Below are 13,956 nucleotides of genomic sequence, written 5' to 3'. Positions count from 1 at the left end.
GGCGCCTACCCCTGTTCGAAACCTCACTGTACACGCTTGCTGCCGGGAGCCTGTTCATCACAACCGTTCATACAACGCGCTTGCCGGCACGTTCCCCTAACGGCAACAGGCCCACAGTCAATCGGCAGCACACTTGCTGCGACGGAGAATCGAAATGAACAGCGTCCCCGAACAGAACAGGATTGACCGCTCCAACGCTTCCGCTGAAGCAGCGCAGCCCGTGCAGCAGGGGCAGGTCGAGGGGGGCGAGCCCGGCGCGGAGGAGCCTGGCCGGCAAGGGGAACAACAGCAGCAGGACAAGAAGGATCGTAGCGATTCGAATCCAACGGACGAAAAGAAAGGCGGTCCCGGCGGTGATACGCACCGCTGAATAACAGGAGGAGCCGCGCGCCGCGCGGCTGCTTCCGCGCAGCAGACAGGGAGCGCGCATGTCCTCGCAAAGCCAGGCGATCAGCCTGATGACCAAGATCATGTACCAGTGCCGCCCGGAGAGAACGACGACGATGGCGCAATGCCGTTGCTGCGATGCGCCCAGTCCTGGCGGGATGGAGTGCGCACGGTGCCTGACCGGAAGGCTTGGCGAAACGATTCACAATCGTGGCGCAGCGTTCGGCTGGCTGGAGTCGTTCCGCAGGGTCCAGCAGGACGAAGCACACGTATTCGAATGCGCAAAGCGCGCCGATGCGGCATCTTCCTAGGCGTCGCATCCAGACCTGACATCGCGCAGGCGTATGCTCGGGTCATCCAGGAGCAACGCCATGACTTTTCCGATCTGCATCTACGATAGAACGGGCACGGGGCTCCGGCTGCCCACGGGGTGGTGGATCGACCTTCAGTCCGATCTGCCCGCGCTGGTGAACGGCGCCGCACGTATCGACCTTCCGCGCTCTTCGAAAGACGAGCATCCACGCTTGGATCCAGAGGTCCTGAGGGACCTCTTCCGGCGCATCGGGGGTTCGCAGTGGCTAGGTTGAATCCGGTGCGTTCCCTGGGAGTGCGCTGGCTGTTCTTCCGTCTTCGCAACGGCCAATCCATCAGTCCCGCCAGGTTGATGTCCGTCTGGTCCGAGGCTGCCGAATCCAATGAGTGCGCCGTGCGCCGCGAGATCATCGACGGCGCAGGCTACGTCTATGCCCTGTACGCGCCCAACAGCCTGCTTTCCCCCCGGCGTGTGGAGCTGCGCATGAGAGCGCTGCTGGAGGAGGCGGGCTACGCCTTCACGATGGGTAGCCTGGCAGGGCGTCACCCCGGCGACGGTTGAGGCGCGGCGCTGAGGCGCCGGCCGGACAGTCCATGTGTCGCTCTCATTCGGGGCCATCAGGCTCCAGAGGTTCGTCAGGTGCGGGATCGAAGAGCGCCAGCATCCGTTCCCGCCGGCACTGTTCGAGCCAGTGGTGCCATATCTCCACCTCGTCCATCAGCCCCGTGGCACCGCACGCGGGGCACGTGAGCGTCGTGCCCAATGGACTCGTCTTGATGCCCTCGTCCTGAGTCATTGATGAGCGCAAGCCGCAGCTCTTGCAGGTGGATCGCAATTGATCGAGGCGAACGATGGCCCCATTGCGCGCAAGAAGGGGCTGGATCGCGTGGATCCGGAAGGCATTGGGAGGATGCATGGCCGTGTCGTCTGGGGCTGGACACGGGAGCAAAGGATTCTGCGCCGGAGAAGAGCCGTGAGAGCGCAGTGTGCTTTGTTGGAGGTTAACCCTTCATCAAGGTGCACACCGCGCGCCATGATTGGCCTGAAATCCCACGGCCGCAATCGTGCACTGACGTGGACGCCGGCGCTCGTCCGGTGCCGGCCCTGCCTCTGGGCAGGAAGGGCTCCGCCATCACAACGGAGCCCCGTACACTCACTTTTCCTGCAGGAACGCCAGCAGATCCTGGTTGACCTTGTCCTTGTGGGTGTCGGTCAGGCCGTGCGGCGCACCCGGGTAGACAATCAGCTTTGCGCCCTTGATCAGCTTTGCCGACTGGCGGCCCGAGATATCGATCGGCACGATCTGATCGTCGTCACCGTGGATCACCAGGGTAGGAACATCGAACTTCTTCAGGTCGGCGCGGAAATCGGTGGCCGAGAACGCGGCGATCGAATCGTAGGTGTTCTTGTGGCCGCCCTGCATGCCCTGCGCCCACCACGCATCGATCAGCCCCTGCGACACCTTCGCGCCCGGGCGGTTGAAGCCGTAGAACGGGCCCGACGGAATGTCCTTGTACAGCTGCGCGCGGTTCTCCATCTGTGCCTTGCGGATGCCATCGAACACTTCGATCGGCAGGCCGTTGGGGTTGTCGGCGGTTTTCAGCATGAACGGCGGCACCGAGCTGATCAGCACGGCCTTCTTCACCCGCCCGGTGCCATGCCGGCCGATGTAGCGCGCCACTTCGCCGCCACCGGTGGAGAAGCCCACCAGCGTCACATCGTGCAGGTCCAGCGTATTGATCACCGTGGCCAGGTCATCGGCGTAGTGATCCATGTCGTTGCCGTCCCACGGCTGGCTGGAGCGCCCGTGGCCGCGACGGTCATGGGCAATGACGCGGTAGCCGTGGTTGGCCAGGAAGATCATCTGCGATTCCCAGCTGTCCGAGTTCAACGGCCAGCCGTGGCTGAAGGTCACGACCGGGCCGTTCTTCGGGCCCCAGTCCTTGTAGTACAGCTGCACGCCATCGGCGGTGGTGATGTAGCTGGCGGTGCGCGCGATGCTGGTGACTGCCGCCGGCGTGGCCGGTTCGGCGGCCTGCGCGGACAGGCCGGCCTGGACCGAGAGGGCGAGGGTGGCAACGGCCAGGGTACGGGCGAAGGTGTTCATGCGGGAACTCTCATGGGTGGGTGGTGAGACGTACTTTGCGCCAGCAATCAGGCATCTGGGATATGACAAGTCCGAATTTCTTGATAGATCGTCCTGATTGCGCGGACCCACAGTGGGGTCGACTGGATGATCATCCGAAGCTGCCCGACCTGGGCCTGCGCACTACCGAACGAGCCAGAGGCGCTTGCAATGGTGGCATTGCAGCCGGTTCCGCATTGCTTCCCGGAACGCAACATGACGTACCCCTTCACGGCGCTACCGCACCTGCGGCGTGCTGCCTAGGCTGATCCCACACGGCACCTGCCGTGTCCCGGGCCCACCGCTCACGCAGTGCCCACCTTCCCATGAACCACGCAGTGCTGGCGTGCCAGGCATCCGCGCCCTGGCCGCGCCGCGCCCTGCGTCGTGGGAAAGCGCCCGGAATCGCTAGCGCCAGCCTTCCATTGCTGCCCGCCCAACGCCTCATCGTGGAGATCCCTCATGTTCAGTATGGAAAACACCGCCGCGCCCATTGCTCCCGCCCTCGATGAACTGGTGCCCTCGCGTTACGCCCTGAAAGTGGGCGACGTCGAAGTGCTGGTGATCAGCGATGGCGTCCTGCCGTTGCCCACCCAGATGCTCGGCCACAACGTACCGGCCGCCGACCGTGCCCAATGGTTCGAAGAGATGTACCTGCCCCAGGATGCCTTCGACTGGGCATTGAACGTGATGGTGGTGCACAGCGGTGATCGCACCATCCTCATCGATGCCGGCCTGGGCATGGACCCGGACCTGCAGCTGCCGCGCGCCGGCCAGCTGATCCGCCGCCTCGGTGCCGCCGGCATCAGCCTGGGCGAAATCACCGACGTGGTGATCACCCACATGCACATGGACCACGTCGGCGGCCTGCTGGTTGAAGGCGTAAAGGAACGGCTGCGCCCGGACCTGAAAATCCACGTCGCAGCCGCGGAAGTGGAGTTCTGGAAGTCGCCGGACTTCAGCCGTACCAACATGCCGCAGGGCTTCCCCGATGCACTGCGCGCCACGGCCAAGCACTTCTGGGCCGAGTACAGCAGCTATGTGCACACCTTCCAGGACGAACAGCAGATCGCGCCGGGCGTGACGGCCCGCCGTACCGGTGGGCATACCCCGGGACACTGCGTGGTGCGCGTAGCGTCCGCGGGGCAGGCCCTGACCTTTGCCGGTGACGCGGTGTTCGCGGTCGGCTTCGACCAGCCGAACTGGCACAACGGCTTCGAGCACGATCCGGAGGAATCCGCACGCGTACGCATCGCTCTGCTGAAGGAACTGGCCGGTACCGGCGAAATGCTGGTGGCCACGCATCTTCCGTTCCCGTCAGTGGGCAGGGTGTCGCTGGACGGCGAGACGTTCCGCTGGGTGCCGGTGTTCTGGGACTTCTGATCGGATCCTGCGGATACAGCGCAAGCAAGGGTTTTCGACGGGGCGCATCAGCGCCCCGCTCGAATCCCGTAAGGGCGGCCGACAACAGACCCCATCCCTACCCGGGGAACTACTGAATGGCGGTCGGGCGAGCCAACCGCTGCAGCTTGTGCGGGTTGCGCTGTACCAGGATTTGCGTTATCCGCTCGCCATCGGTCTCGAAGGCCATCGCCGCCTCCAGCACGCCATCGAAATAGCGCAGCAGTCCCAACCGTCCATTGAGCATGGCCGGTACCATCCGCAATTGCGCGCTGCGCCGCAGGTGCGGGGCATACAGCAGCTGGGCAATGCGTGCGCCGCCGAGCAAAGGCCCGGGAAAGCTGGTGACGATACCGCCGCCGTCTCCCACCAGTTCGGCCGATTCGGCCATCAACGCCTTCATCGTGCGGAAATCGCCGCTGGACGCGGCCTCGGCGAAGCGGCGCAGCAGTTTCTGGTGCACGTCCTGCGGGACGTTGTAGCGCGGGCGCTCCTGCCTGAGCTGCTGGCGCGCGCGATGCACGATCTGCCGGCAGGCGGCCTCTGTCTTGTCCAGGGTGCGCGCGACCACGGCGTAATCCTGATCGAACACATCGTGCAGGAGGAAAGCCGCACGCGCATCCGGGGCCAGCCGTTCCAGCACACTGAGGAAGGCGACCGACAGATCGCTGGTGGTTTCCAGCACGTACTCGGGCGTGGCGGTGTCATCGGTCAGCAGCGGCTCGGGCAACCACATGCCTACATAGTGTTCTCGCGCATGCCGGGCCAGGCGCAGGCCATCAATGGCACGACGGGTGGTGGTCGCCACCAGCCAGGCTTCCGGATTCTCGATCTGTGACTGGTCGGCGCCATGCCAGCGCAGCCAGACATCCTGCACCACGTCTTCGGCTTCGTGCGAAGACCCGAGCATGCGGTAGGCCACGCCGAACAGGCGCGGGCGGAGGCGTGAGAACAGCGCAGTGGATTCGTCCATGCCAGCGTAGACGGGACAGGTCCCCGGATTGTGACACCCGGGAACCTGTCGTTGGTGCCAGCGCCGGACGTGCGATCAGTGCGGCGGCAGCACCGCCGGCTTGCCGATGTCCTTGATCAGGAACACCACGAACTTCGCCGGCTCGGTGGCGCTGGCGTTGCGGCCTACGGTGTGCAGATCGGCCGGGCCTTCATGGAAGGCCTCGCCCGGGCCAAGGGTGACTTCCTTGCCACCAGCAACACCCATCACGATCCGCCCTTCCAGGACATAGACGAAGCCATGGGCATCGTGGCGGTGGACAGGATCGGCGCCACCCGGCGGATACTCCACGGTAAGGATCAGCGCTTCCTTGCCGGGCTGCTCCGGCAGGGCGCGGGTCATCACCTCGCGCACCAGGGGCTGGGGCGCAGCAGAGGGCGGGGTGGCGGCAGCGCCGCACAGTGGCAGCAGCGCAAACAGGGCCAGAACAGAACGACGCATGGCAGGTCTCCAAAGCGGTAGAGCAGGGCCGCAGCATGGGGCAGCGGCGGAAGGATCAGGCCAGGCCGGCCTTGTCCAGGCCAAAGGCCGCGTCCAGCGTGCCGGGCGTGGTACGGAAGGCAACGTTGGCGCGGTTCCAGGCGTTGATCGCCATCACCGCGTGGGTGAGGTCGACCATTTCCTGATCGGACAGCTGGCCGCGCACGCGCGCGTACAGCTCGTCGGGCACACCCTGCGCCGGCAGCTGGGTCAGTACTTCGGTCCAGGCCAGGCAGGCGCGCTCGCGCGGGCTGAACAGCGTTGATTCACGCCATGCCGCCAGGTGATGCAGGCGCAGCGGGCGCTCACCACGCAGGGTGGCCTCCTTCACGTGCATGTCCAGGCAGAAGCCACAGCCGTTGAGCTGCGATGCACGGATGTTGACCAGATCGATGATGGCCGCTTCGATCGAGGCGGTGTGGGCGGCATGCGAGTACAGGCCGAGCTTCTTGAACAGTTCGGGGGATTGCGCGGCGTAATCCAGGCGTGCGGTCATGGTGTGTTCCTGTAGCGTGTGAAGGGCACAGCGAGGCTAGGCCTGCATTCGCAATGCCGGTAGGCGGGGGCCGGGCCGCACGCTGTTGCATGAAAAGCACCAATGTCCTGTCACAGCGGGCGATGCTCGGCCGTCTGCCGGGCATGGACACCTCATCGCACCTGCGCACCGCATCGCGCCCTGCCAGCGAACAGGTCTGGCAGGCCTTCCTCGCCGCATTGCGCGAATTGCCGCCCGATGCACGTGCGGTACTGTTGCTGCACGACGTGCTGGGCGCCGGATTCGAGGACATCGTGCCCCTGCTGGCGCTCGATCTTGCCGCGTGCAGGCAACGGTTGGCGCTGGCGCGGAGCCACCTGCACGCACAACGTGCCCGCCTGGAGCCAGGCCACCCATGAACGCCGCAACGACCCGCCCGGCCAGCGACGGCCACGATGCGCTCAATGCGTCCTTCTCCACCAGCTACGCCGGCGTGCTGGCCTTCATTGCAGTGGCGTCCGAGGGCAGCTTCGCGCGCGCGGCCGACCGCCTCGGCATCGGCCGCTCGGCCGTCAGCCGCAGCGTGCAGAAGCTGGAAAGCCAGCTGGGCGTGCGGTTGTTCCTGCGCACCACGCGCTCGACCACGCTCACCCGCGAAGGCGAGCTGTTCCTGGAGGGCTGCAACCCGGGCGTGACCTGCATCCTGCAGGCGCTGGAGGAAATGCGCGACCTGCGCGAGGGCCCGCCGCGCGGGCACCTGCGCATCAGTGCCAGCCACGGCTTCGGCCGGCGGGTGATTGCCCCTTTGCTGGCAGCCTTCCGTGCCGAGTACCCGCAGGTATCCGTGGAGCTGCTGCTGGACGAGCAGGCCCCCGACCTGGCCGGTGACCGCATCGACGTGGCGTTTCGCGATGGCCTGCTGGAAGACAGCCAGGTGATCGCCAAGCAGCTGGTGCCGATGCAGCTGGTCGTATGTGCATCACCGGCGTACGTGCAGGTGCACGGCCTACCCGCGTCGGTGGACGCGCTGCCCACGCATGCCTGCATCGGGCGGCGCCTGCCGGGCGGACGCATGCAGCCCTGGGAATTCCGTGTCGACGGTGCCGAAGTACACCTTCAGCCGCCTTCCGCAATGGTGTTCAACGATGCCGACCTGGCCCTGCAGGCCGTGATCGACGGGCTGGGCATCGCCCAGCTGCCCAGCTATCAGGTGCGTGAAGCGCTGTGGGCGGGCAGGGTGGTGACCTGCCTGGATCGGCATGCGCCGCTCGATCGCGGTCACTACCTGTGCTATCTCAGCCGCCGCCAGCTGCCCAAGCGCGTGCGGGCCTTCATCGACTTCAGCACGCAGCGGGTGCGCGCGCTCGAACTGGATGTGATCTCGCACTGGGAAGCTCGCCAGCAGGCCACCCCTCTGAAGCCAGTCGCACAGCCTGCCTGGGCCTGAGCACACTGGTGCGTGCCGGGCAACAGTGCGCGGCCCTTCAAGGGCCTACTGCCTCGCGCCCGCGCCACCTACGATGCCTGCGCCCGGCCACACCCCGGTAGCCCTTTTCATTCCAGGAGACGCGCAATGAAGTTCCTCGTCATCGGTGGTACCGGCCGCATCGGCAGCAAGGTGGTGGAGCGCCTGCGTGTCGCCGGGCATGCGGTCGTGGTGGCAGCGCCCTCCACCGGGGTGGATGTGCTGACCGGCGAGGGCCTGGATGCCGCCATGGACGGCGTCGACGTGGTGGTGGACCTGGCCAACTCGCCCTCGTTCGAAGATGCGGCTGTGCTTTCGTTCTTCGTAACCGCCGGCCACAACATCCTTACCGCCGCTGCCCGTGCCGGCGTACATCACCACGTTGCGCTTTCCGTCGTAGGCACCGGCAAGCTGGCAGCCAGTGGCTACTTCCGCGGCAAGATTGCCCAGGAGCGGCTGATCCGCGACTCGGGCCTGCCGTACACCATCATCCATTCCACGCAGTTCTTCGAGTTCCTGCCGGGCATCATCCAGTCCGCCGGCGATGGGGAGACCCTGCGGCTACCGGCCGCCGACGTGCAGCCGATTGCCGCCGAGGATGTTGCCGAAGCGGTGGCACGCATCGCGCAGCAGGCGCCAGCCAATGGCGTGCTGGAGATCGCCGGGCCGCAGCGCAGCGCGATGGCGGATCTGGCCAGGCGCTATCTGCAACTGACGGGTGATTCCCGGCAGGTCGTTGCGGATACCGAGGCGCTGTACTTCGGCGCGCCGCTGCAGATCGACACGCTGGTGCCGATCGGGCACGCGTGGCTGGGGCAGGTCGATTTCGAAGCCTGGCTGCAGCAGTCCGGCCTGTTGCAGCGGCAGCCTGCCTGAGCGGCCATCGATCGCCTGCCAATGACCGAGCTGAAGCCTCCTTCGCCCGCCATGCTGGACCGCTACCAGGGCGACGACGTGAAGCCGCTGTACACCGGCCGCGTGCGGGTGAGCGGTGGCCAGGCCCAGCACGGGCGGGCGTCCGGCGTCGTGCGGTCGGACGACGGTGCACTGGCGGTGGACCTGCGCCTGCCGCCGGAACTCGGCGGGCCTGGCGGCGGCGCCAATCCCGAGCAGCTGCTGGCCGCAAGCTACGCTGGCTGCTTCCACGGTGCCATGGTGCTGGTGGCCGCGCGTGCCGGCCTGCTGCTGCACAACCCCAGCATCGAAGTGGCGGTCACCTTCGCCCGTGATCCGGCAGATGGGCTGTACCTGCTGTCGGCCGAGATCGTGGTACATCTTCCCGGCATGGATGAGAACCTCGCCTGCGAACTGGTGCGCAACACCGAACGCGTCTGCCCATACGCCAAGATGTTCCATCGTGGCATCAGCCATGCGGTGCATGTTCGGGTCGGCCCGCAGGCTCCGCCTCTGTAGAATCGAGCCATGCTCGACTCCGGGAAGGTCCTGGCCTGACGATTACACGGCTAGGCCGTATTCCGCCACAACCCAGCTCGGCTACGATGGTGGCGCCGGCAACCTGGCCGGCGGGGCAGGGGGCGCAATGGACATGCAGGCACGGGGCGGATTCGAACCGCCCGCGAAGACCGATTCGCAGGAACTCACGTTCCACTGGCTCTACCAGCGGGTGCAGGGGCTGGTTGAGCACAGCATCTACCCCAAGGCGGGCAGGGTGGAGACGTGGGCGTTCCGCATCGGCATGGGTGCGGCGATCATCGGCATTCTCATGGGTCAGCTTCCGGATCGATGGCTGCCTTTTGGCGCAGTGCTCCAGGTGGTGGTTGCCTGCCTGGCAATCGAAATCGGAGGGTTCATTGTCGGTGGCGTCCTGGCCGCCCGCAGGGGCATTCGCCAGTTCAGCCAGCCGCGGCTCTCGCACGCCCGGGAGATGGATGAAGACTTTGCCCACTGGCAAGCAGTGGTGAGCGAGCTTCGCGACTTCCCGCGCGTCCAGCGCGAGCGGCGACTCAAGTTCGTCAGCACCTTGCGCACAAACATGATGGAGCGCATGGGCATGATGTATGGCGGCCTGCAGCGGCTGGGACCATTCCCGCTGTTGATTGCCCTCTACCTGCAGTTCCGTGGATGGAAATGGGGTGACTGGGCAGGCGCTTTCGATGTTGGCCTGCTAGGCGCACTGCTCATCTTCGCCATGGTGCTGCTGTACCTGCTGGGCTGGATGCTGATCGGCCTTCGCACCAGGCTCGATACCTACGTTGCCTTGTTGGAAGGCTCCATCCACGAGCCCGAGCCCTCCCAGTCAACGCCCTTGTAGCGTCGGGCCATCATGTTCTTCATGTTGAGGGACAAACAGGATTGTGAGCCATCCAGTGAGGCATACACATGGCCCAAGTTGGCAGGGTCGTACATTTCGCCGACTTCACAGATCTGTACCCCGCAGATGGGCATAGTGGCCCTTCGGTAGTGTGAGCGCGTCCATCCAGCCACGGGGTTTCCCCGAACGCCAGGAGGTCACTGTGCCAAGTTGTGATGAAGGAATGAAGTTGACGCGTCGCCAGGTGATCGCCGGCGGCGTCACGACCGTGGCGATGTCCGCCGCACCGGGGGCATCATCGCTCGCCGCCGAACTGGCGGCGCCCCCGCCGCCCAGGCCGCCGGTCATCAGCACGGTGGCCTTGACCGTCAACGGCGAGCGGCGGGAGCTTGAGCTCGACACCCGGACCACGCTGCTCGATGCCCTGCGCGAACATCTGAAGCTGACTGGAACGAAAAAGGGCTGCGACCACGGTCAATGCGGCGCCTGTACCGTGCTGGTCAACGGTGAGCGCATCAATGCCTGCCTCAGCCTGGCGGTACAGCACCAGGGCGATGCCATCACCACCATCGAAGGCCTCGGAACGCCCGATGACCTGCATCCGATGCAGGCCGCCTTCATCAAGCATGATGGCTACCAGTGCGGGTATTGCACGCCGGGGCAGATCTGTTCGGCGGTGGCGGTACTGGACGAGATCAAGCGGGGTGTGCCCAGCCATGTGCAGGCGGATGTCAGCGCACGCCCCCGGGCCACCAACATGGAAATGCGCGAACGCATGAGCGGCAACCTCTGCCGCTGCGGCGCCTATTCCAATATTGCCGAGGCGATGGCAGAGGTCGCTGGCGTGACCTCTGCAGGGAGGCGCTCATGAGGGCCTTCAGTTACGAACGCGCGAAATCCCCGGCCGAGGCCGCCAGGGCCGTCGCCGGTACCGAGGGCGCGAAATTCCTGGCTGGAGGGACCAATCTGCTCGACCTGATGAAGCTGGAGGTCGAGACGCCAGCGCACCTGGTCGACGTGCAGGACATCGGCCTGGACAGGATCGAACCCACCGACGAAGGCGGCCTGCGCATCGGCACGCTGGTCACCAATACCGCACTGGCCTCGCATGAGCGCGTGCGCCGCGACTACGCGGTGCTGACCCGCGCGATCGTGGCAGGTGCTTCCGGGCAGTTGCGCAACAAAGCCACCACCGGCGGCAACCTGCTGCAGCGCACGCGCTGCCCGTATTTCTACGATCCCAATCTGCCCTGCAACAAGCGCCTGCCCGGATCCGGCTGCGGCGCACTCGAGGGGTTCTCCCGGCAGATGGGCGTGATCGGCACCTCGGACAGCTGCATCGCGACCTATCCGGGTGACATGGCGGTGGCCCTGCGGGTGCTGGACGCCTCGATCCAGACCGTCAGGGGTGACGGCAGTACGCGCAGCATCCCGATTGCCGATTTCCATCGTTCCCCCGGCGACAAGCCGCAGCAGGACAACGTGCTGCAGCGCGGTGAGCTGATCACCCACGTCACGCTGCCACAACCCCTGGGCGGTCGGCACGTGTACCACAAGGTACGTGACCGCGCGTCCTATGCGTTCGCACTGGTGTCGGTCGCCGCGGTCGTGCAGCGTGACGGCTCGGCGCGGTTCGCCTTCGGTGGGGTCGCGCCGAAACCGTGGCGCGTCGAGGCAGCCGAACCGCTGCTGCGCGACGGCGTAAAGGCCGCGACCCGGCAGGTGTTCGCCGGTGCCCGCCCGACGCGGGAGAACGCGTTCAAGATCGCGCTCGCCGAGCGCACCCTCGCGGCGGTGCTGGTGGAAGGAGAGCGCTGATGCCCCTTGAATTCAACGCCCCCGCCGGCGACAACCTGTTCGACAAGGCCAAGGTCGTCGGCAAGTCGACGCCGCGCATCGACGGTCCACGCAAGACCACCGGCACCGCCCCCTACGCCTACGAGCGCCATGACGTGGCGCCGAACCAGGCCTACGGCTACATCGTCGGTGCGGGTATCGGCAAGGGGCGCATCATTTCGATGGATGCCTCCCGCGCACGTGCCGCGCCCGGCGTACTGGCGGTCATCACCGCACCGGAAACCAAGCCGGTCGGCACATCGAACTGGAACAATGCACCGTTGTTCGGCGGAGCCGAGGTGGCCCACTACCACCAGGCCATCGCCTGCGTGGTGGCAGAGACCTTCGAGCAGGCCCGCGCCGCCGCGGCGCTGATCCGCACCCGCTACGAGCGCAGCAAGGGCCGCTTCGATTTCCCGGCCCTGGCACCGTCCGCGCCGCTGGCAAAGGGGCGTGACGGCAAGCCCGACCGGCAGGCGCTGGGCGATTTCGACACTGCCTACGCGAGCGCCGCGGTCAAGCTCGACGAGACTTACCACACCTCCGACGAAAGTCATTCGATGATGGAGCCGCACGCCACCATCGCCGCCTGGGAGGGCGACACGCTCACGCTGTGGACGGCGAACCAGATGATCGACTGGGCCAGGCAGGGCATGGCGGCGATCCTCGGCATCGATCCTGCCAAGGTGCGCGTGGACTCGCCCTATATCGGCGGCGGCTTCGGCGGCAAGCTGTTCATCCGTGCCGACGCGGTGCTGGCCGCGCTGGCGGCCAAGCAGGTCGGGCGGCCGGTGAAGATCGCGCTGCAACGCCCGTTGATGCCCAACAACACCACGCACCGGCACGCCACCCTCCAGCGCGTGCGGATCGGCTGCGGAAAGGATGGCCGGATCTCCGCCATCGCCCATGAGAACTGGTCGGGCAACATCAACGGCGAGGATGGCGAAAACGGCACCCTGCAGACGCCCAAGCTCTATGCAGGCGCCAATCGCCTGGTGGCCAATTACATTGCCACGCTCGACATGCCCGAAGGCAATGCGATGCGCGCACCGGGCGAAGCACCGGGCCACATGGCGCTGGAAGTGGCGATGGACGAAATGGCCGAGAAGCTGGGTCTCGACCCGATCGCGTTCCGCATCCTCAACGAGCCCGAGGTGGTACCCGGCGATCCGTCCAAGAAGTTCTCCGACCGCAACCTGGTGCGCTGCCTGCGCGAAGGCGCGGAGCGCTTCAACTGGAACAAGCGCAACCCCAGGCCGGCGCAGGTCAGGGAAGGGGACTGGCTGGTCGGCATGGGCGTGTCTGCGGGCTATCGCGGTGCACCGACGATGAAGTCGGCGGCGCGGGTCCGGCTTGACGGCCAGGGCGGGGTGATTGTGGAGACCGACATGACCGACATCGGCACCGGCTCCTACACAATCATCGCGCAGACGGCAGCCGAGACCATGGGCGTGCCGCTGGAGCGGGTCCAGGTGACCCTCGGCGACTCCCGTCATCCCGCCTCCGCCGGTTCCGGCGGCCAGTGGGGCGCGGCAAGCTCCACCGCAGGCGTGTACGCGGCGTGCGTCAGCCTGCGCCGCAAAGTGGGCGAGAAACTGGGCTTCGACGGCGACACCGCAGACTTCGCCAACGGCCGCATCCAGGCGGATGGGCGGACGATCAAGCTGGCGGAGGCGGGCACACTGTCGGCGGAGGACGGCATTGCCTTCGGCGACTTCAAGCAAGGCTACGACGTCGGCACCTATGCAGGGCATTTCTGCGAGGTTGCCGTGCATGCCTACACGGGAGAGACGCGCATCCGCCGCATGCTTGCCGTATGCGATGGCGGCCGGATCCTCAATCCGCTGTCTGCACGCAGCCAGGTCATCGGCGGGATGGTGATGGGTGCGGGCGCGACCCTCATGGAGGAGCTGGTGGTCGACAAACGGCTTGGCTTGTTCATCAACCACGACCTGGCCGGCTACGAGGTTCCCGTGCATGCCGACATCCCGTACCAGGAAGTGGTCTTCCTCGACACGCTGGATCCGGTGATCTCGCCGATGAAGGCCAAGGGTGTGGGTGAACTGGGCATCTGCGGGGTCGGCGCCGCGATCGCCAATGCGGTCTACAACGCAACCGGCGTGCGCGTGCGCAACTATCCCATTACCCTGGACAAGCTGCTGCCCGGCTTGCCTGACGTGGGCTGACCCT

Annotated in this window: 17 protein-coding genes; 12 read left to right on the top strand and 5 right to left on the bottom strand. The window is 66.2% G+C overall.

Going from position 1 to position 13,956, the window contains the following annotated elements; genetic code table 11:
- Window positions 1–154: 154 nt before the first annotated feature.
- The 3 genes from AC5P9L_RS11265 to AC5P9L_RS11255 all read left to right on the top strand — a co-directional run bounded on the left by AC5P9L_RS11265 (window position 155) and on the right by AC5P9L_RS11255 (window position 1,261).
- Entirely contained in the window at window positions 155–370 is a 216-nt protein-coding gene (locus AC5P9L_RS11265) for a hypothetical protein (protein WP_279915506.1), read from the top strand.
- A gap of 58 nt (window positions 371–428) precedes the next feature.
- Window positions 429–698, top strand: coding sequence for a hypothetical protein (locus tag AC5P9L_RS11260; RefSeq protein WP_005416562.1), 270 nt, complete (start codon window positions 429–431; stop codon window positions 696–698).
- A 281-nt stretch (window positions 699–979) separates the two neighbouring features.
- On the top strand, window positions 980–1,261 hold the full coding sequence (locus AC5P9L_RS11255; protein WP_005416560.1) for a hypothetical protein: 282 nt from the start codon (window positions 980–982) through the stop codon (window positions 1,259–1,261).
- 43 nt (window positions 1,262–1,304) lie between these two features.
- Here AC5P9L_RS11255 and AC5P9L_RS11250 read toward each other — a convergent pair whose 3' ends face one another.
- Together AC5P9L_RS11250 and AC5P9L_RS11245 are read right to left on the bottom strand one after the other, a co-directional pair.
- Entirely contained in the window at window positions 1,305–1,616 is a 312-nt protein-coding gene (locus tag AC5P9L_RS11250) for a hypothetical protein (RefSeq protein ID WP_026346984.1), read from the bottom strand.
- A 237-nt stretch (window positions 1,617–1,853) separates the two neighbouring features.
- Entirely contained in the window at window positions 1,854–2,807 is a 954-nt protein-coding gene (locus AC5P9L_RS11245) for an alpha/beta fold hydrolase (protein ID WP_279915505.1), read from the bottom strand.
- Window positions 2,808–3,287: 480 nt separating this feature from the next.
- Here AC5P9L_RS11245 and AC5P9L_RS11240 point away from each other — a divergent pair, with 480 nt between their 5' ends.
- Window positions 3,288–4,208 carry an MBL fold metallo-hydrolase gene (locus tag AC5P9L_RS11240; RefSeq protein ID WP_279915504.1) on the top strand — a complete coding sequence of 307 codons (921 nt, stop codon included), beginning with the start codon at window positions 3,288–3,290 and terminating at the stop codon, window positions 4,206–4,208.
- Between the two features lie 109 nt (window positions 4,209–4,317).
- Here the strand turns inward: AC5P9L_RS11240 and AC5P9L_RS11235 are convergent, their stop codons facing one another.
- The 3 genes from AC5P9L_RS11235 to AC5P9L_RS11225 all read right to left on the bottom strand — a co-directional run bounded on the left by AC5P9L_RS11235 (window position 4,318) and on the right by AC5P9L_RS11225 (window position 6,214).
- Window positions 4,318–5,199, bottom strand: a complete 882-nt coding sequence (locus AC5P9L_RS11235) for an RNA polymerase sigma-70 factor (RefSeq protein ID WP_279915503.1) — start codon at window positions 5,197–5,199, stop codon at window positions 4,318–4,320.
- A 75-nt stretch (window positions 5,200–5,274) separates the two neighbouring features.
- Window positions 5,275–5,679 (bottom strand): cupin domain-containing protein, encoded by a 405-nt coding sequence (locus tag AC5P9L_RS11230; protein WP_069138529.1) that lies wholly within the window; start codon window positions 5,677–5,679, stop codon window positions 5,275–5,277.
- Between the two features lie 55 nt (window positions 5,680–5,734).
- Window positions 5,735–6,214, bottom strand: a complete 480-nt coding sequence (locus tag AC5P9L_RS11225; protein WP_134729273.1) for a carboxymuconolactone decarboxylase family protein — start codon at window positions 6,212–6,214, stop codon at window positions 5,735–5,737.
- A gap of 89 nt (window positions 6,215–6,303) precedes the next feature.
- On the opposite strand from AC5P9L_RS11225, the gene AC5P9L_RS11220 reads away from it, so the two are divergent.
- From AC5P9L_RS11220 to paoC, 8 genes are all read left to right on the top strand, one after another.
- Window positions 6,304–6,612, top strand: coding sequence for a sigma factor-like helix-turn-helix DNA-binding protein (locus AC5P9L_RS11220; protein WP_279915502.1), 309 nt, complete (start codon window positions 6,304–6,306; stop codon window positions 6,610–6,612).
- Window positions 6,609–7,640: a LysR family transcriptional regulator gene (locus AC5P9L_RS11215; protein WP_279915501.1), complete on the top strand. Its 1,032-nt coding sequence runs from the start codon at window positions 6,609–6,611 to the stop codon at window positions 7,638–7,640. The genes AC5P9L_RS11220 and AC5P9L_RS11215 overlap by 4 nt, the downstream gene beginning before the upstream one ends.
- A 126-nt stretch (window positions 7,641–7,766) precedes the next feature.
- Entirely contained in the window at window positions 7,767–8,534 is a 768-nt protein-coding gene (locus AC5P9L_RS11210) for an SDR family oxidoreductase (protein ID WP_279915500.1), read from the top strand.
- 21 nt (window positions 8,535–8,555) lie between these two features.
- A complete protein-coding gene (locus AC5P9L_RS11205) occupies window positions 8,556–9,071 on the top strand; it encodes an OsmC family protein (protein ID WP_279915499.1) in 516 nt (171 codons plus the stop codon).
- Between the two features lie 127 nt (window positions 9,072–9,198).
- Window positions 9,199–9,930 (top strand): hypothetical protein, encoded by a 732-nt coding sequence (locus AC5P9L_RS11200; protein WP_279915498.1) that lies wholly within the window; start codon window positions 9,199–9,201, stop codon window positions 9,928–9,930.
- 223 nt (window positions 9,931–10,153) lie between these two features.
- Complete coding sequence (gene paoA, locus AC5P9L_RS11195) at window positions 10,154–10,801, top strand: aldehyde dehydrogenase iron-sulfur subunit PaoA (RefSeq protein WP_005416549.1); 648 nt, start codon at window positions 10,154–10,156, stop codon at window positions 10,799–10,801.
- Window positions 10,798–11,748, top strand: coding sequence for an FAD binding domain-containing protein (locus AC5P9L_RS11190; protein ID WP_087802615.1), 951 nt, complete (start codon window positions 10,798–10,800; stop codon window positions 11,746–11,748). Before paoA ends, AC5P9L_RS11190 begins: the two co-directional genes overlap by 4 nt.
- Window positions 11,748–13,952, top strand: a complete 2,205-nt coding sequence (gene paoC, locus AC5P9L_RS11185; RefSeq protein ID WP_279915497.1) for an aldehyde oxidoreductase molybdenum-binding subunit PaoC — start codon at window positions 11,748–11,750, stop codon at window positions 13,950–13,952. Before AC5P9L_RS11190 ends, paoC begins: the two co-directional genes overlap by 1 nt.
- Window positions 13,953–13,956 lie beyond the last annotated feature (4 nt).

Source organism: Stenotrophomonas sp. YJH_SMC_64 (genome assembly GCF_059371375.1).
Note: the sequence above shows the minus strand (reverse complement) of the source record. Positions and strands in the feature narration are given on the sequence as shown.